The following is a 19,059-nucleotide window of genomic DNA, read 5'->3' on the forward strand; positions in this document are numbered from 1 at the left end:
AATATATTACTCCAAGTTTAAAGATAATTGGGCAGAAGCAGTTTTTTTATCAGTAAAACCGATAAATATTCCCAATAAGCGAGCATCTTTGTTATTACGTCTTTGCCAAGCCTCTTGCAATAAACTTAAAAAAACCGCTTTATCCAATGTTTGGCTTTTATGCTCTTTCGTGGTTTGCCTAAAATCTGCAAATTTAATTTTGACACCCAGTTTATCAATTTGTCGCTTTTCAATATGTTTTTGAGCACGACCTAACAACGACGGATACAAATTATCTATCAAATACTCTTCGAGCACACTTAAACTTGCAATATTTTCTGAGAAAGTACGTTCAACTGCGACTGACTTTCTCACCCGGCTGGTTTCCACTCCTCTATTATCAATACCCTGGCACTTTTTCCACAAGCTCAAACCAAATTTACCAAAATTATCGGCTAATTTTGCCTCCGTCAAGGCTCTGATATCTTTCCCGGTGGTCCAACCCAGTTCATTTAATTTTGCAAAGGTCACTTTTCCAACACCCGGTATTTTATTTAATGGTAAGTTTTCAATAAAAGGCACAACTTGATCGGGTTTAACTAAATACTGCCCGTTGGGTTTGTTCATGTCTGACGCAATTTTTGCTAAAAACTTTAAAGGTGCGATCCCTGCAGAAGCAGTCAGCCCCAATTCTTGATGAATCTTAAGTCTAATATCTTGGGCGATTAGGGTAGCTGACCCTGCAAACATGGAGCAATCTGAGACGTCTAAATAGGCCTCATCGAGGGACAATGGTTCGATTAATTGAGTGTAACGCTGAAAAATCTCTCTAATTTTAGTGCTTACATCCTGATAAACCTGCATTCTGCCGGGCACAATGATCAGGTCTGGACACAGCCTTTTTGCATGTGAGCTAGGCATAGCAGAACGCACACCAAACTCCCTTGCTAAATAATTACAAGTTGACAGCACGCCTCTTTGGGATGATTTACCACCCACCGCAACAGGCTTATTGGCTAAGATAGGGTTATCTCGTATTTCAACAGACACATAAAATGCGTCCATATCGACATGAATAAATTTCCGCATTAGCTAAGTAAAACACCTTAAGCTGTATATATAACCAGTATTATTCATTAATTTTATTAAATTATCCAGTGCTTTCAGCAACAAACAATTAAAGCTGACATCTAAGAAAAATATTATTTCTGGATATCGTCTTACTTATCGGTTGCGGGAATCGTCTTTCCTGCGGAGGCACTGAGGGCTCCCCATTAATAAGGGCTATTTTAGGATATCTCAGCTTCCGCTGAGATAACAATGTTTAACGAATGGCATTTCACTTACGCGGATCTAACTGGGTAAGTGTCCGTAGATAACGAGAAATAAGGGAACTTCCTAAAGGATCTGGTTATCCTTCCAGTCTTTTAATTTTTCTTTTCTCAGCGCTTCTTTTTCTAAGCGGGCCTTTTTACGATCGCAAGGTTCAGGACAATCGCAAGCCTTTTCAACACCTAAAGCACCTAAACCACCACACGAGCCCGATATGCTTTTTTTCTGCAGAATGTAACCAATAGCCATAGCGAATGACATTAATAGAAAAAACCCGAAGGCTAAAATAAAAGTACTCACCTATTTTCCCCTGTTTGTATTTTCATTGAATGGTTTTAACCCTGCTTGCATAAACTTCCGATTGATATTCGACAAATTCGTTCATTTCTTTCGTAATAAATAGCGCGGCTATACCCTCTTTATTTGCCAATTCCATGCCTTTCTCCTTGCCCATCACAATTAAAGCAGTTGCTAATCCGTCGGCATGTATCGATTTATCACTAACTACAGTTACTGCAACCAATTTGTGTTGTATTGGGTAGCCGGTTTTTGGATCGATTAAATGCGAATAACGAATACCATCTTCTTCATAATACCGCCGGTAATCGCCAGAAGAGGCTAAAGCTCCATCTCCAATTGATATTATACGTTGCACAGCGCGCTTATCGCTAATCGGTTTTTCTATGGCTATCAACCAGTCTTGACCCACTGACTTATATCCAGATACTCGTAACTCACCACCAATCTCAACTAAGTAATTATTAATACCAAACGACTCGAGTAATTCAGCAATAGCATCAACACCGTAGCCCTTAGCAATTGTCGACAAATCTATATAAACATTTTCGTGAGATTTGGTCACACCACGATTTTCTAGGCGAAACTTATCTATTCCTACAAACTGACTCACTTTAGAAAGTTGCTCTGATGTTGGCACCTTCTCAGGTTTAGCACTTGGACCAAATCCCCACAAATTAACTAAGGGGCCAACTGTAATATCTAACATACCTTCACTTAACACATTTAATTTCTGAGCTTCCTGAATAACATAATTTGTTTGCTCTGATATTGGAAAAGTAATATCAGCTGGGGCTTGATTCAATAAAGAAAGCTCTGAGTCCGCAATGTAAGTAGACATAAGTTGATTGATATTAATTAACAGCTCATCAATTTTACTGTGTAATTGCATACTGCCAAATTGGGCCTGACTTCCTACCGGTTCAACATATTTTACTTCGTATGTTGTTCCCATCGTTAAACCGTTTAGTGTGACAAGTTTGGCTGTTTTATCTGCATTGTCGCAACTAGACAACAGTAAAACCGACGCCGCTAAAAAGCATAAATAAAGATGTTTCATCATACTCCCATTCAGTTTGTTCAGTTGAACTAGCTAATAAGCTACACTCTATGCTTGTGTTATGTATTCAATCTTAAACAATAATAAAAAAGGGGCAAACGCCCCTTTTTTGTAGATGACTAAGCTTAGCCACCAAAATCGTCAAGCATGATGTTTTCATCCTCTACACCCAAATCTTTGAGCATATTGATAACTGCAGCATTCATCATTGGAGGACCACACATGTAAAACTCACAGTCTTCTGGCGCTGGATGGTCTTTCAAATAGTTTTCCAACAACACATTGTGAATAAAGCCAGTATCACCTTCCCAATTATCTTCAGGTTGAGGATCAGAAAGAGCAACATGCCAATTGAAGTTTTCATTTTCTTTTTGCAACATATCAAAATCTTCAACGTAGAACATCTCTCTTAAAGAGCGGGCTCCATACCAAAAGGTAATTTTACGCTCGGTTTTGATACGACGCAATTGATCAAAGATATGCGAACGCATTGGCGCCATGCCAGCACCACCGCCAACGAAAACCATTTCTGCATTTGTATCTTTTGCAAAAAACTCACCAAATGGACCCGAAATTGTCACCTTATCACCCGCCTTCAACGACCAAATAAATGAAGACATTTTTCCAGCCGGCAGGCTCAGATTATTGGGCGGAGGCGTTGCAATACGAACATTCAACAAAATTATGCCTTCTTCTTCAGGATAATTTGCCATTGAATACGCACGAATTGTCTCTTCGTCTACTTTTGATTCAACATCAAAGAATCCGAAGTGTTCCCAGTCCTTACGATACTCATCTGGAATATCAAACTCACTATATTTAACATGGTGAGCAGGTGCTTCAATTTGAATATAACCGCCAGCACGGAATGGCACGCTTTCGCCATCCGGAATGCCGAGTTTAAGTTCTTTAATAAAAGTGGCTTCGTTATTATTAGAAAGTACTTCACAATCCCACTTCTTGATACCAAACACTTCTTCTGGTAACTCTATATTCATGTCTTGTTTAATCGCAACCTGACACGACAAGCGACACCCTTCTTTGGCTTCACGTTTAGTGATGTGGTCTAACTCAGTCGGCAGAATTTCACCACCACCGTCTTTAATATCAACGCGACATTGACCACATGAGCCACCGCCACCGCAAGCAGACGACACAAAAATACCAGAATCGGCTAACGCACCTAAAAGCTTTCCACCCGGCTGTGTAGTAATGGTATTTTCTGGATCACCATTGATGATGATTTTAACATCACCACTTGGCACAAGCTTTGATTTGGCGAACATGATTACAAAAACCAAAATCAATACAATGGCGATGAACATCCCAACGCCTAAATAAATTTCTACTGGATTCATTATTTTCTCCTCGCCGCTTTACAGCGATACACCTGTGAAGGATTGGAAACCAAGAGCCATTAGTCCAGCAATCATAAATACTGAACCTAATCCTCGTATACCGTCGGGCATATCCGCGTACTTTAACTTCTCTCTCACTGCAGCCAATAATACTATAGCAATAGCCCAACCCATACCTGAGCCTATGCCATAGACAATACTTTCTGTAAAGTTGTATTCACGTTGAACAGCAAATGCAACCCCACCGAAAATAGCGCAGTTAACAGTGATTAAGGGTAAGAAAATACCCAAGGCGTTATACAACGCTGGAAAAAATTTATCCAAGGTCATTTCCAATATTTGTACAAGCGCAGCAATGACACCAATAAAGGTTAAAAAGCTAAGGAAGCTTAAATCAGCATCTGGAAATCCTGCCCAGTCCAACGCACCAGGCGCTAATATACTGGTATAAATAACTTGGTTAACTGGGACCGAAATACCCAATACAACAATTACCGCAACCCCCAAACCCATTGACGTTTTTACTTTCTTAGATACTGCCAAAAACGTACACATTCCCAAAAATAAGGTGAGTGCCATGTTTTCAACAAATACCGCTCTAATAAGCAATGATACATATTGTTCCATGATGTCTTATTCCTTAGGTTCGACTTGTTCAGGACGAATGGTTCGGATACCCCAAATCATTAAGCCAATTAAGATAAATGAGCTAAAAGGTAAAATAAGTAAACCATTACCTGTATACCAACCACCGTTTTGAACAAGTGGTAAAATCTCATATCCTAAAATTGTACCAAAACCAAACAACTCTTTAACGGTTCCAATAACGATAAGAATAAAGCTATAGCCTAAACCATTTCCAATACCGTCAAGCAAGCTCATAAAAGGTGGCGACTTCATTGCGTATGCTTCTGCTCGACCCATTACAATACAATTTGTAATGATTAAACCCACAAATACCGAAAGTTGCTTAGATATTTCGTAAGAATATGCTTTAAGGATTTGGTCTACAACAATCACCAACGAAGCAATAATGGTCATTTGAATAATGATCCTAACGCTTGAAGGTATTTGATTCCGTATCATTGATATAAACAGGTTAGAAAATGCACATACGGCTGTTAACGCGAGTGACATTACTAATGCTGTTTCAAGTTTCGTTGTAATTGCAAGTGCTGAACAAATACCTAGCACGTGCAGAGCGATAGGGTTGCTATCGAGGATTGGCCCAAACAGGGCTTTTTTCATTTCTTTAGTATCAGCCATGTTCGTATCCTATGATTTCCAAGATTGATTTTTCAAATAGGCGCCGTAACCATTTTCACCAGCCCAATAAACAAGTGTATTTTCAACACCGTTGCTAGTTAAGGTTGCTCCCGATAATGCATCAACTGCATATTGATTATCGTTACCCACATTTTTTGCTACTGAAATAGCCACTTCACCATCTTTAAAGAGCTGTTTCCCGTCCCACTTTTCTTGCCAAGCAGGGTTGAGAATTTCAGCACCTAATCCAGGCGTTTCTTTATGTTGATAGTAAATCAATTCACGGATAGTTTGGCCGTCGTTATCAAGGGCTAAGAATCCGTACATCAAATCCCACAAACCGCTACCGTGAACAGGCAGTATGATGCGTGAAACTTCGCCTGAGCTATCTTTAATATGGTAAACAGCTGCGACACTTGAGCGTTGTTTAAAGCCAACATTTGAGCCCTCTACTGCAACACCAAACTCCTTAGACTTGGCCGCTTTATACATATCGAAGTCATCTGAAGGCTTCTCAACATATTGACCAGTGGCAAGTTCAATGAATTTTTCTTCAACGCGAGCGTCATATATTTCTGTAATCTCACCTTTTGTGCTTGCTTCGCCTAACAGTCCAGCAGCACTTAGAATATTACTCTTTTTATCCAATGCGGCGTTGGTGTTCTGTAAGCTTCGTAAACCTACGGCAGCACCCGACACCACAATTGAACACACAAGACAAACGGCAACTACTATGCCGACTGTTTTTCCTAGGGTTTCTTTTTTAGCCGACACGAGCAAGTCTCCGTTTAATATTGCTTTGCGCTACAAAATAATCAAATAGCGGCGCCCATAGGTTAGCAAACAAAATAGCTAACATTATGCCTTCTGGGAAAGCAGGATTAAGGGCTCTAACAAATACAGTCATAAAGCCAATAAATATACCGTAAGCCCATTTTCCTTGATTGGTAAACGACGCTGAAACAGGATCGGTTGCCATAAAGAACATACCAAAAGCCATACCACCTATTACAAAGTGGAAGTACCAAGGCATATTGAGCATTTCGTTCGATGAATCACCCCCACCGATAATGTTTAGCATATATCCAAAGACAGCTGCGCCTACCGCTACACCAGCAACAATTCGCCAGCTCGCAATACGCATGTAAATAATGAACAAGCCGCCAATGAGTATCATTAAAGTCGATACTTCACCCGCAGAGCCTGGAATATTACCCATAAAGGCTTGCCAAAATTTGTCCCAAGTGTAAACCAACTCAGTGGCAGCAGGTTGCGCGCCAGTAGCGACGTAATCAGCAGCATCCTTCACACCATTTGCAGCTTGCGTTAACCAAGTCGCACCAGAATAGCCATCTGCTGCAACCCATACTTGGTCGCCAGAAATTTGTGCAGGATAGGCAAAGTAAAGAAATGCGCGGCCAGAAAGCGCTGGATTTAAGAAGTTACGCCCGGTTCCACCAAAAATTTCTTTGGCAATTACAATACCGAAAGTAATACCTAGTGCAACTTGCCACAAAGGAATGGTTGCCGGTAAGGTTAACGCAAACAAAACAGAAGTAACAAAAAACCCTTCATTAATTTCGTGTTTTCTAACAGAAGCAAATAACACTTCCCAAAACCCGCCTACAATAAACGTTGTGGCATATATAGGGACAAAGAAACATGCCCCATAAAACATCATACCCATCCAGCCTGTGTTGGCGTCGAGGGTACCGCCGAGCATAGTAAATAAACCTGCTTGCCAAATATCAGGAAGCGTACCTAAGCCCATTACTATGGCGTCTTGCGCTTGTGCGCCTATATTGTACATGCCATAGAACATTGCTGGGAAAGTTGCCATCCACACCATAATCATGATGCGTTTTAAGTCGATACTGTCTTTAACATGGGTATTTGCTTTATTCACTTTACCCGGTGTGTAAAAAATCGTCGCTGCAGCCTCATAAAGCGCATAGAACTTTTCGTATTTTCCACCAGCTTCAAAGTCTGGTTCGATTTTTTCGATGAAGGTTTTTAAACCCATGATTTAACCCTCCGACTCTATTGTTGTTAATGCTTCTCGTAATACCGGGCCGTAGTCGTATTTGCCCGGACACACATAGGTACATAATGCTAAATCTTCTTCGTCAAGCTCTAAAGCACCCAGCGTTTGAGCTCCATCTGTGTCACCCGACAACAAGTCTCTCAGTAACAAGGTAGGGATAACATCTAAGGGCATAATTCGCTCATAGTTACCAATCGGCACCATTGAACGGTCTGAGCCGTTGGTAGTTGACGTCATATTAAATAATCTCTTAGGATTCAGGTGGCCTAAATATGCTCTTGTGACCGAATGTTTGTCACCGCCCGGTGTAATCCAACCCAAGAACTTTTTCTCTGTATCTTCAGCGATTAACGAAACTTGTAAGTGGAAACGTCCTAAGTAAGAGTGAGGACCAGAGGCCTTGGTGCCGTTCAAAACAGACCCTGAAATAACACGTACTGGAATATCAGCAAACTGCCCACTGACCAGTTCGTTAGTATTAGCACCTAGTTGTGTTTTTACAATTATTGGCTTTTGCGCTACCGGACCACCAATAGAAATGACTCGACTCACGTCTAAATCGCCGCTAGTGATAGTCGCGCCAATTGCAATTAAATCTTGGTAATTGACGTGCCATACTGATTTTTGTGGACCAACAGGATCAAGATGGTGAATATGCGTGCCAACTAGACCAGAAGGATGCGGACCAGCAAATTCATGAGCCTCAACTCGTTCACCAGACGCTTCAACTGATGCTCCGCTTGCTTTACAAACAAACACTTTACCCTCGGTTAGCTTAGCTAATACCTTAAGACCCGCTGCAAAATCTGTTTGTCGTTGTGCTATGACTATTTGTGGATCTACCGCCAAAGGGTTTGTGTCTATGGCTGTCACAAAAATAGAATTTGGGGTGCTGTCGATAGCAGGAGCTTTGCTAAATGGCCTTGTACGAATCGCCGTCCACAAACCAGATTCAACAAGAGTATCGACTATGGCTTGCCTGTCGGCATTATCAATATCTGCTGCATCAATTTTATCGAAAACAACGGCATCATCACCTTTAATACCAATAACAACCGATTGAAGCACTCGCTTTGCTCCTCGGTTAATTTCCAGTACTTCGCCCGCTGCTGGCGCCACAAACTTTACGCCAGGATTTTTCTTGTCTTCAAAAAGTAATTGACCTTTTTTAACTAGGTCTCCCACCTGAACATGCATCGTTGGACGCATCCCCACATATTCTTCACCAAGCACAGCAACTTTAGAAGCAGACAAGGCATCGCCTATGGTCTGTTCTGGAGCACCGTTAATGGGAAGATCTAAGCCTTTTTTGATTTTAATCATATTCAATTAGCTACTCTCAAATAGTTACCAATTTAACCCTGCAAAAACTATGCAATTCTAAGTTGGTGCCTATCTAGTTAGGTATAAAAAACAACACGTATGTATATTGCCCCTCCACATTCCATAATGGGGGGATGTAAATCTTTATTTTTTTTATTGTCTTTCTACTGCTTCAAAATCAGGACTTCTATCCTAGATTTTGTGGCGCGATTTTAGCATTAAGTCACTACAAAAGGCTATTGGAATTATACTAAAAGAGTATTTCTCTTCACAATATTGTGAAGAGAATATGCCACTCTTTGTAAACACGTCCAAAATTAGTGCTAAACCCACTCCACCAATGGTTCTACATCGGCTTCATAGTCTACGCCTTGAATTTCAAAGCCAAATAAATTTAAAAACTCTGTATTATATCCTTTATAGTCACTCAAAGAATGAAAGTTTTCTTGTGTTACCTGGTCCCAAAGGGCTTTTATTTTAGCTTGTGTTGCGTCGTTAGTTTCTTTTCCATCCATACGGAATCGAGCCATGTCGTCTTGTGTTGGCGTGTCACCGTATAAACATTCACTAAACAAACCCGCTATTTGCTCAATGCATCCTTCATGTGTACCTTCTTCTTTCATTACTTTGTAGATTAACGATATATATAAAGGCATAACCGGAATGGCGCTGCTGGCTTGTGTAACAAGCGCTTTCAAGGATGACACATTTGCTTTTACAGATTTTGTCTTTGCATATTCGATAATTGCGGCAGCAGCTCTATCAAGATCTTCTTTTGCTTTGCCAATGGTCGCTTGGCCGTATATAGGCCAGGTAAGCTCTTTCCCAATATACGTATAAGCTGTTGTTTGGCAATTTTCACTTAATACGCCTGCATCGCTAAGTTGTGTTAGCCAACGTTCCCAATCTTCTCCGCCCATTACCTTAACCGTATGGGCTATTTCTTCTTCATTTGCTGGTTCAAGAGATATTTCGTGGACTTTGTCTTTGTCGGTATCGTAGGTCTTTGTAGTATAAGCTTGCCCAACAGGTTTTAAGGTCGATTTAAACACTTCACCAGAATCCGGGTCGGTGCGTCTAGGTGAAGCCAAACTGTATATCACCAAATCAACAGAACCCATGTCTGCTTTTATTTGATCGATGACTTGTGTTTTTATTTCATCAGAAAATGCATCACCATTAATGGTATATGCATACATATCTGCTTGTTTAGCCTGTTCATGAAACGCGGCAGTATTATACCACCCTGCAGTGCCAGTTTTACGTTCACTAGGTGTTTTTTCAAAGCATACTCCCAGTGTGTTAGCGCCATAACCAAAAGCAGCCGTAATACGCGACGCTAAGCCGTACCCTGTTGAAGAACCGATCACTAACACATTTTTGGGGCCTTTAGCGCCAGTAACGCCAACGCCATCATGTTTTTTTACATAGTCAATTTGATTTTTCACGCTTTGAGCACAGCCAACTGGATGCGCATTTGTACAAATAAACCCCCGAACTTTTGGTTTAATAACCATGTAAACTCCTAACTAGTTAAAACTATAGTGCATCGTGCACCAAATGTGTCTATATGCACTGTATTGTAACCAAGCCGCTGCTCTAAACATATCTGTCCAGCTATTAAAGCGCCTATATCTTACCTATTTTCGTAGTAAGCTTTTTCAGAAAGTGCGTGATAACTTTTTACGTCCTCATAAAAAGCGGCATACGAGGCATAAATTTTTGCGAACACAGGGTCGTCAGCGATTTCTCTGTCGATAATAGTTTTAGTTGCCTTTTTAAGCGCTATTAAAACGTCTTGTGGTAACGGTTTTACCTGTACACCATGTTCTTCAATCAGTTGTTTCATGGCGTTGTGATTTCGAGCAGTGTATTCGTCGAGCATGTCCTGATTAACCGCCCTTGTCGCGACTTCGATTATTTTTTGCAAATCATCGGGTAATGCTTCGTATGCGTCTTTGTTTACCGTAAACTCAAGCATCGTACCAGGCTCATGCCAGCCACTATGATAATAATAGTTTGCCGCTTTATGCAGACCAAACGTTAAGTCATTATATGGTCCGACCCATTCTGTTGCGTCTATTGCCCCACTTTGCAAAGAAGTAAAAATTTCACCACCTGTTAGCGTGATAGGCAAGCCGCCCACTTCTTTGAGCACTTCGCCACCAAGCCCCGGGATACGCATTTTCAAACCTTGAAGGTCATCGACTGAGTTAATTTCTTTTTTAAACCACCCAGCCATTTGCACACCCGAGCTTCCACCAGTGAATGGAATAACGCCAAAAGGCGCGTACAATTCACGCCATAACTCAATGCCGCCACCATGATGTAGCCAAGCATTCATTTCGAGCGCATTCATACCAAATGGAATAGCCGAAAAAATAGGCGCAGCGGGTATCTTACCCTTCCAATAATAAGCCCCTGCATGGCCCATCTGGGCACTACCGCTCGAAACAGCATTAAACACCTCGAAACCAGGCACTAGCTCTCCCGCACCATAAACAGTGATCTCTAGGCGCCCTCCTGACATTTCATTCACGTATTTTGCAAAGGTCTCAGGCCCTCGGCCTAAACCAGGAAAGTTTTTAGGCCAAGAGGTTACCAGTTTCCATTTAATTTTTTCAGTTGATTGCAGAGAAGTATTAGGTTCATCAGAAGTCCCCCCGCTACATGCTAATAGACTCAAAGATAAAAGTGCGACCGTTGCTATTTTTTTGATCGTTAACATCATATGATTCCTTGCGTAAAAATAATATAAATAGACATTTTAAGGATAAACTATATCAACTAACCAAGTGACCGTTTCTGGGTAAATTGACATTATCACTAATAATAATATCTGTATCCCAATAAAGGGAATAACACCTTTGTATATTTGTTCTGTTTTTACCGATTTCGGTGCCACTCCTCGTAAATAAAACAAGGCAAAGCCAAATGGAGGTGTCAAGAATGAGGTTTGTAAGTTAACCGCAATCATAATACCTAACCACACGGGATCAACTCCCATAATAATAAGAATTGGCGCGACAATAGGAACTACAACAAAAGTTATTTCAATAAAATCGAGTATAAAACCGAGCAAAAATATTAGTAACATCACCACTAACATAGCGGTAACTACGCCGCCTGGCAGGTTGGTAAATATCTCCTTTAACAAGGTTTCGCCGCCAAACCCTCTAAATACTAACGAAAATATAGACGCGCCAATTAGTATTAAAAATACCATAGACGTAACTTTTGTGGTTTCTTGAACAATATAAGCAGTATTTTTTTTGTTGATCTGTTTTTTTAAAGCGGCAAGTAATAGCGCGCCTAATGCACCTACTCCGGCTGCTTCAGTCGGTGTCGCGAAACCTAAAAGTATGGAGCCGAGTACTGCAAATATTAGTAAAAGAGGTGGCAGTAAAGCAATTAGTAAACGAAATAAATCAGCATGTTCATTTTCCTGCCCTTTGGTCGGTACTTGGGACGGCGAAAATCGACTCACAAAGAACAAATAAACTAAATACATGAGTACTAATATCAGTCCAGGTATTAGTGCCCCAACAAATAAGTCACCCACTGAAATACTGTCGGGAGAGAAATTGCCTAAATCTAGCTGCGCTTTTTGATAAGCACTAGAAAGCACATCGCCTAATAATACAAGGGCAATAGAAGGCGGGATAATTTGGCCAAGGGTTCCTGTAGCGCATATTGTGCCTGTGGCAAGCTGTGGCGAATATCCACGATTGAGCATAGTAGGTAACGACAAAAGACCCATAGTAACAACAGTCGCGCCAACGATTCCGGTGCTCGCCGCCAACAGCATCCCGACCAGCACAACTGAGACCCCTAAGCCCGTTTTAAAACGCCCCATTAGCGCTGACATTGTAACAAGCAGGTCTTCTGCTATTTTTGACTTTTCTAGTACAACACCCATCAAAACAAACAATGGAACTGCAATTAACGTAGTATTATTTACAATCCCAAAAAGACGGCTCGGCGCACTTAACAAATCGCTCGCATCAAAGGCTCCAAATAAAATGCCTATTCCAGCAAACAACAACGACACACCCGCCATTGTTAGTGCAACCGGATAGCCTAATAGCAGGACAGCACACACCACAACAAACAACAATATCGATAAATACTCCATATTATTGTTTACCTGTTTGTTGCATGTTATTTCTCATTAGGGTCAAAGTATGTTTTATGATTTCAGAAATAGCCTGCAATAACATGCTAATTGAAAATACTAACAAAAATGATTTCAACACATAAGTAAAAGGCAAGCCACCGGCTTCTCGAGACCCCTCAAAAACTGACCATGATTCGGCGACATAATGCCAGCAAATTAGGCTTATGTAGGCACTCACTGGCAACATAAAAAGAATGCATCCGGCTAAATTTAAACAAGTTTGTTTAGTTGCCGACATTTTCCGATAAAAAACATCGACCCGCACATGACCATCTTGTTGATAAGTAAAAGCGCTTCCAAGCAAAAAAACAGCAGCGTGCAAGTAAGTGACAGATTCTTGCATAGCAATCCAGCCTACATTGAATCCATAGCGCAACACGACAATGGCAAAGGTGATAATGGCCATTAGAATGGTCGCATAGGCAATAAACTTGCCCATGCTAGCATTGAATTTATCTATGATTTGGCTGGCTTGACTTAACACCAACGGGTCTCTAACCCAATATATCTAATAATTCGACATCAAACACTAGTGTGTTATATGGCCCAATTGCGCCACCAGCACCGCGTTCACCGTAAGCTAAATCATGTGGAATGACTAAACGCAATTTGTCGCCTACAGACATAAGCTGCAAAGCTTCTGTCCAGCCTTTTATCACGCCATTTACTGGAAACTCTGCTGGTTCACCGCGATCATAACTGCTATCAAACACAGTGCCGTCTATTAAAGTACCATGGTAATGCACACGCACAGTCGCTTCTGCGCTTGGAGTAGCGCCATCGCCTTTATTCACAACTTCGTACTGTAAACCCGACTCAGTGACGGTTACGCTTTCTTTTTTAGCATTCTCTGAAAGGAAAGCTTCTCCAGCTTCAATAACACCTGCAGATTGTTCTTGCTTGGCCGCTTCCATTCTGCTTTGAATTTCCATAAATGCAGCTCGTAAGTCATCATTACTTACACTTGGGGCCTCACCTTCAAATCCGTGTTTAACGCCTTCCATCACTATGCTAACATCCAAGCCTTCGAATGGATTAGACGCTAACTGTTGCCCCATTTGGTGGCCAATGCCATAACTAGCGCGTTCTTCTGTAGTTGTGTAAGTTTTAGACACATTTTCTCCGTTTGATTTTCAATAGTAAAAACATGATCATAACACAGTAAATACTGTTTCTTCACGTAGTTTACTTAAGTTATAATCAGAAATGGTAGCTTATAGAATTAAAGTGTTAGACATAAGACACAACGCCTTATATCTTGTCAGTAAAAATAACCTTTGGTCTTATATCACAGTCCTTAAACACCCTTTGGTTTTGGCCTTCAACTCTACAAAAAAGCGAACTTTTATCATGAACAAAGCATTGGTCGAGCAATTAAAAGAAAACGTTAAATATTTTGGCGCGACGCTTGGTGAAACCATCAAAGACGAGCTGGGCAATGATTGGTTAGAAAAAATAGAACAAATTAGACACGACGGGCGACATTCTTCAAAAGGCGAGAGTGAAAGTACAGAGCGATTATCAGCTAGCTTAGCGGAGCTAGACAACAAGTCACTATTAACTATTGCAAGAGCATTTGCACAGTTTTTAAATCTTGCCAACATCGCTGAACAAGAATTTAATATTGCACTTAATCAAAATGCCACGCTAGATAACCAATTGAACAATCTGCACCTAGATATAGATGCAGTTAAAGACAAAAGCGCCGTGTTAGAAGCCATAGATAAGTTACACATTGACTTAGTTTTAACCGCTCACCCAACTGAAGTCACCAGAAGAACCAACATTCACAAACACCGAGAATTAGCGAATCAATTACAAAAACTGAATGGCAAAGGCCTAAGTGATGTTGAGTCACGTGCCGCAAAACAACGCATTGCGGACTTAATAAGCCAAGCGTGGCATACAGAAGAAATAAGATCTGTGCGTCCGACACCTGTTGATGAAGCTCGCTGGGGATTTTCGGTGATTGAAAATTCCTTATGGGAAGCTGTGCCTGATTTCCTCAGAGATCTTGAAGATTACTTACAACACAACTATTCAAAAGACTTGCCTCACGATGCAAAACCAGTACAAATAAGTTCTTGGATGGGCGGAGACCGCGATGGAAACCCATTTGTTACTGCTAAAGTAACACAAGAGGTTTTGTTACGCGCAAGACGCAGAGCAGCCAAACTATTTTTAGAAGATTTGAATAAACTCTACATTGAGTTGTCAATGAACGACTGCAACGATTACCTAAGAGAACTTGTTGGTGATGCGCGTGAACCATACCGCGCCATACTGAGGCCGCTTATCCAAAAATTGGAACTGACCTTTGAAGGGCGAAGTGATGAATCTGAATGGATCCAATGCAATAGCGAACTTCAACAACCCCTGCTCGATTGCTACCGGTCTTTGGTCGATTGTGGTATGAAAGTCATCTCAAATGGTGCGCTACTCGATACTATTCGACGCTCGCATTGTTTTGGCATCAATTTATTGAAGTTGGATGTCAGACAAGACTCCCAGCGCCACACCGATGTGTTAAGTGAGTTGACACAATATCTCGATATGGGTGATTACGCGCAATGGAGTGAAGAAAAAAAGCAAAGGTTTTTGTTAGAGGAATTGCAATCCAAACGCCCTCTTATTCCTACACATTGGACACCTTCAGATGAGGTACAAGAAGTACTAGATACCTGCAATGTTATTGCGAATAATAGCCAAGCTGGTTTTGGTATTTATATAATATCAATGGCAAGTGAAGCATCTGACGTATTAGCCGTGCAACTATTATTACAAGAAGCCGGTGTTGATTGGCCTATGCCGGTTGCACCGCTTTTTGAAACCTTGGACGATTTAAACAATTCACCCGAGGTAATGGACAAGCTGCTCAATATTGATTGGTACCTCAATTACATACAGGGCCAACAATACGTGATGATTGGCTATTCAGATTCAGCCAAAGATGCTGGCTCTATTGCTGCTGGTTGGGCACAATACCAAGCTCAAGAAGCACTTGTTGCAATAACCGATAAAAAATCCTTAAAACTAACACTTTTCCACGGCCGAGGCGGCACTATTGGACGGGGTGGTTTACCTGCTAAAGCTGCCATACATTCGCAACCGCCTGGCTCACTTGATGGTGGTTTTAGGGTCACTGAACAAGGCGAAACCATACGCTATAAATTTGGTATGCCTCAGTTAGCCAAAAGAAGCCTGTCGTTATATACCACGGCTGTGTTAGAAGCGATGCTTTTACCACCACCTGAACCCAAACCACAATGGCGCGAAATAATTGGTGAAATGGCCAATAAAGGCCGTGATAACTACCGTCATACTGTGCGCAAAGACCCTGATTTTGTGCCTTATTTTAGAGTCGCTACGCCTGAACAAGAATTAGGTAAATTGCCTCTAGGTAGTCGTCCCGCAAAAAGAAACCCAAAAGGTGGCATTGAAAGCCTGCGGGCCATACCGTGGATATTTGCTTGGGCACAAACACGCCTAGTACTGCCATCATGGTTGGGAGTTATGCGTGCTATCGACGAGGTTAATTCAGCAGAAAACCAACAAACTGTGCAACAAATGATTGAACAATGGCCATTTTTTGCTTCTCGCTTATCTATGTTAGACATGGTTTTCCAAAAGGCTGACCCTAAAGTGAGTGAGGCATACGATAAGCGCTTGGTGCCAGATTCTTTGGCTCACTTTGGTGAAGCCTTACGCAATGAACTTAGCGCTTCAATGCAAAGCTTGTTGCAAATAACTGGGCATGAACACATGATGGAAGATGATCCAAACGCCAGAAACTCAATGCAAATTAGAGCAGGTTACTTGCAGCCATTACATTATTTGCAAATAGAACTCCTAGATCGCATCAGAAAAGCTGAAGCGTCTTCCTATAAAGACGATGATAAAGCGGTGCTAGAAAGAGCCATGATGGTAGCAATAACCGGTATTGCCATAGGTATGCGCAATACCGGTTAATAGCCTTATAGGAAGCAAATGATGTCAGCAGACCGAGCCGTAACTGCACCTAAGATAGGACTTATCAATCCCAAATCTGCCAGTAACGTCGCGGTCATTCTGCGTGCTGCAGCATGTTTTGGACTTGATGAAATAGTGTATACCGGTAAACGTTACGAGTATGCAAAAGGCTTCCAAGAAGATACTAAAAAACTTCGAAATTCAATTCCACTATCAGCCGTTGATGATATTTTTAGTAATATCCCGAAAGATTTTGTCAGCGTCGCTGTTGAACTAACAGAAGGCGCTTGCCCTTTGCCTGAGTTTGCGCATCCAGAAAAAGCATTTTACATTTTAGGACCAGAGGATGGGTCTATTCCTATGGCATGCATAAAAAAATGTGAGCATGTTGTGTATATTCCAACTCAAAGCAGTATGAACCTAGCCGTCACTGCTAATGTTGTTTTGTACGATCGTTTAGCAAAATCTAACTATGAAAAAGGCAATGATTTAATAAAAGCCAGCAGAGATAGAAATAACAACACATCGATTTGACACATTCGAGTGCAAAATAGTCAATGGCTTCTGGTAAAAATTAGGCCAAGCAATAGGTAAAAATTTGCAAAAAAAAAAACACCCCTTGAGGGGTGTTTTTTTAAACGTAACAGTAAAACTGAAAGGGGCTACTTATTGACAAACTCAACACCAAGCTGAATATCACCGCGTAAACCATCTAACATTTCGTTTTTGGCATTTTCTTCAAATGCACTTAATTCACCATAAGTGAGTATTTCTTCAACGCCATTTTTGCCTAAACGCACTGGATGAGCAAAAAACGCTGCGTCTTCAGAACCATCAACTTGCACATAAGTATATTCGACCACTTCTTCACCCGATAAGGCTTTCACGAGAGACAAACAGAAACGCGCTGCTGCTTGTCCCATGCTAAGTGTTGCAGAGCCTCCACCAGCCTTCGCTTCAACGACTTCAGTACCTGCATTTTGAATGCGCTTGGTAAGGCTCGCAATTTCATCATCAGAAAAACTTACACCTTCAACCTGTGATAACAGTGGTAAAATTGTGGTACCCGAGTGGCCACCAATAACTGGCACATGCACATCTGCCGTGCTTTTACCTTTTAACTCAGCCACAAAAGTCTCTGAGCGAATGACATCAAGAGTAGTCACGCCAAATAATTTGTTTTTGTTATACACACCTTTAGCTTTTAGCGCTTCGGCAGCTATCGCAACAGTTGTGTTAACCGGGTTAGTAATCACACCTATACAAGCTTCTGGGCAATTATCAGCACACGCATCGATCAAATTTTTAACGATACCTGCATTAATGTTAAATAAATCCGAACGATCCATACCTGGTTTTCTTGGCACACCAGCAGGAATCAAAACTACGTCACAACCAGTAAGTGCTGCGGCCAAGTCATCTTTACCAAAACCCGCAACTTTCACATCAGTTGGAATATGACTTAAATCTACTGCAACTCCAGGCACTACTGGTGCTACGTCGTACAAAGATAACTCAGAACCTGCTGGCAATTGCGTTTTTAGCAATAGCGACAAAGCTTGGCCAATTCCACCTGCGGCGCCTAATACGGCTACTTTCATAGGGTTTTCTCCTGAAACAGATTGATAAATGAGCGCGAAGATTAGCGGATTTATGCGAAAATCTCAATCATCCTGTAGTCTGATAACAAAAATTTAAGGATAAAAATTGTCTTTCTAGCGCGCTTGTACCAGAATATAAACTGGCAAGGAATTGAATAATAAATAAATTATTAAAATAATGACGACAAACAAACAAGATAAATTAATAAAAGCCTTCCGAGAAATTCTGAATACTGAGAGTTATGGTTCGCAGGGAGAAATCGTAAGTGCATTGAAAAGCCTAGGATTTGACAATATTAGTCAATCCAAAGTATCAAGAATGCTCAGCAAATTTGGCGCAGTTCGCACTAGGGATGCGCGCGGCGACATGGTATATTGTTTGCCTCCAGAGCTTGGAATGCCCACCGCAAAAAGCCCGGTTAAACAATTAGTACTCGATATTGTACACAACAAAGTTATGGTGATTATTCGAACCAGTCCTGGTGCGGCTCAATTGATTGCCAGACTGCTCGACTCATTAAGTCACACAGATGGTGTGTTGGGCACAATAGCGGGTGATGATACGATATTTATTGCACCAGCCGACATCACTAAAATCGATGACTTACGACAGCGCGTACAAGACTTATTCGATAGTGTGTGAAAAAGCAATT

At 41.2% G+C, this 19,059-nt stretch carries 18 protein-coding genes; 3 read left to right on the plus strand and 15 right to left on the minus strand.

Annotated elements, in window-relative coordinates; translation table 11 throughout:
• Positions 1–6: 6 nt before the first annotated feature.
• The 14 genes from dinB to bamJ form a co-directional block, all read right to left on the minus strand.
• Complete coding sequence (dinB, locus tag RM552_RS16965; RefSeq protein ID WP_311370075.1) at positions 7–1,068, minus strand: DNA polymerase IV; 1,062 nt, start codon at positions 1,066–1,068, stop codon at positions 7–9.
• Between the two features lie 309 nt (positions 1,069–1,377).
• A complete protein-coding gene (gene nqrM, locus RM552_RS16970) occupies positions 1,378–1,611 on the minus strand; it encodes a (Na+)-NQR maturation NqrM (protein WP_311370076.1) in 234 nt (77 codons plus the stop codon).
• 22 nt (positions 1,612–1,633) lie between these two features.
• Positions 1,634–2,668 (minus strand): FAD:protein FMN transferase, encoded by a 1,035-nt coding sequence (locus tag RM552_RS16975; RefSeq protein WP_311370077.1) that lies wholly within the window; start codon positions 2,666–2,668, stop codon positions 1,634–1,636.
• Between the two features lie 125 nt (positions 2,669–2,793).
• Positions 2,794–4,026, minus strand: a complete 1,233-nt coding sequence (nqrF, locus tag RM552_RS16980; RefSeq protein WP_311370078.1) for an NADH:ubiquinone reductase (Na(+)-transporting) subunit F — start codon at positions 4,024–4,026, stop codon at positions 2,794–2,796.
• A gap of 18 nt (positions 4,027–4,044) precedes the next feature.
• Positions 4,045–4,653 (minus strand): NADH:ubiquinone reductase (Na(+)-transporting) subunit E, encoded by a 609-nt coding sequence (gene nqrE, locus RM552_RS16985; RefSeq protein WP_311370079.1) that lies wholly within the window; start codon positions 4,651–4,653, stop codon positions 4,045–4,047.
• Between the two features lie 6 nt (positions 4,654–4,659).
• Complete coding sequence (locus RM552_RS16990) at positions 4,660–5,292, minus strand: NADH:ubiquinone reductase (Na(+)-transporting) subunit D (protein WP_311370080.1); 633 nt, start codon at positions 5,290–5,292, stop codon at positions 4,660–4,662.
• Between the two features lie 9 nt (positions 5,293–5,301).
• Positions 5,302–6,066, minus strand: coding sequence for a Na(+)-translocating NADH-quinone reductase subunit C (locus tag RM552_RS16995; RefSeq protein WP_311370081.1), 765 nt, complete (start codon positions 6,064–6,066; stop codon positions 5,302–5,304).
• The gene (locus RM552_RS17000) at positions 6,056–7,315 is read right to left on the minus strand and encodes an NADH:ubiquinone reductase (Na(+)-transporting) subunit B (protein ID WP_311370082.1); all 1,260 of its coding nucleotides are present in this window, start codon (positions 7,313–7,315) and stop codon (positions 6,056–6,058) included. Before RM552_RS17000 ends, RM552_RS16995 begins: the two co-directional genes overlap by 11 nt.
• Before the next feature lie 3 nt (positions 7,316–7,318).
• Entirely contained in the window at positions 7,319–8,659 is a 1,341-nt protein-coding gene (locus tag RM552_RS17005) for a Na(+)-translocating NADH-quinone reductase subunit A (RefSeq protein ID WP_311370083.1), read from the minus strand.
• Positions 8,660–8,982: 323 nt separating this feature from the next.
• Entirely contained in the window at positions 8,983–10,176 is a 1,194-nt protein-coding gene (fabV, locus tag RM552_RS17010) for an enoyl-ACP reductase FabV (protein ID WP_311370084.1), read from the minus strand.
• Positions 10,177–10,295: 119 nt separating this feature from the next.
• Complete coding sequence (locus RM552_RS17015) at positions 10,296–11,387, minus strand: TRAP transporter substrate-binding protein (protein ID WP_311370160.1); 1,092 nt, start codon at positions 11,385–11,387, stop codon at positions 10,296–10,298.
• A gap of 39 nt (positions 11,388–11,426) precedes the next feature.
• Positions 11,427–12,794, minus strand: coding sequence for a TRAP transporter large permease (locus tag RM552_RS17020; protein ID WP_311370085.1), 1,368 nt, complete (start codon positions 12,792–12,794; stop codon positions 11,427–11,429).
• A 1-nt stretch (position 12,795) separates the two neighbouring features.
• Entirely contained in the window at positions 12,796–13,320 is a 525-nt protein-coding gene (locus RM552_RS17025; RefSeq protein ID WP_311370086.1) for a TRAP transporter small permease subunit, read from the minus strand.
• 10 nt (positions 13,321–13,330) lie between these two features.
• Complete coding sequence (gene bamJ / locus RM552_RS17030; RefSeq protein ID WP_432277243.1) at positions 13,331–13,894, minus strand: BamJ family beta-barrel-assembly machinery protein; 564 nt, start codon at positions 13,892–13,894, stop codon at positions 13,331–13,333.
• A 292-nt stretch (positions 13,895–14,186) separates the two neighbouring features.
• Here bamJ and ppc point away from each other — a divergent pair, with 292 nt between their 5' ends.
• Positions 14,187–16,805: a phosphoenolpyruvate carboxylase gene (ppc, locus tag RM552_RS17035; protein WP_311370088.1), complete on the plus strand. Its 2,619-nt coding sequence runs from the start codon at positions 14,187–14,189 to the stop codon at positions 16,803–16,805.
• Between the two features lie 18 nt (positions 16,806–16,823).
• Positions 16,824–17,339, plus strand: coding sequence for an RNA methyltransferase (locus RM552_RS17040; RefSeq protein ID WP_311370089.1), 516 nt, complete (start codon positions 16,824–16,826; stop codon positions 17,337–17,339).
• A gap of 128 nt (positions 17,340–17,467) precedes the next feature.
• Here RM552_RS17040 and mdh read toward each other — a convergent pair whose 3' ends face one another.
• Positions 17,468–18,406, minus strand: a complete 939-nt coding sequence (mdh, locus tag RM552_RS17045; protein ID WP_311370090.1) for a malate dehydrogenase — start codon at positions 18,404–18,406, stop codon at positions 17,468–17,470.
• Between the two features lie 178 nt (positions 18,407–18,584).
• On the opposite strand from mdh, the gene argR reads away from it, so the two are divergent.
• Positions 18,585–19,049 carry a transcriptional regulator ArgR gene (gene argR / locus RM552_RS17050; protein WP_311370091.1) on the plus strand — a complete coding sequence of 155 codons (465 nt, stop codon included), beginning with the start codon at positions 18,585–18,587 and terminating at the stop codon, positions 19,047–19,049.
• The last annotated feature ends 10 nt before the right edge of the window (positions 19,050–19,059 follow it).

The organism is Glaciecola petra (assembly GCF_031846345.1).
Lineage (GTDB): Bacteria > Pseudomonadota > Gammaproteobacteria > Enterobacterales > Alteromonadaceae > Glaciecola > Glaciecola petra.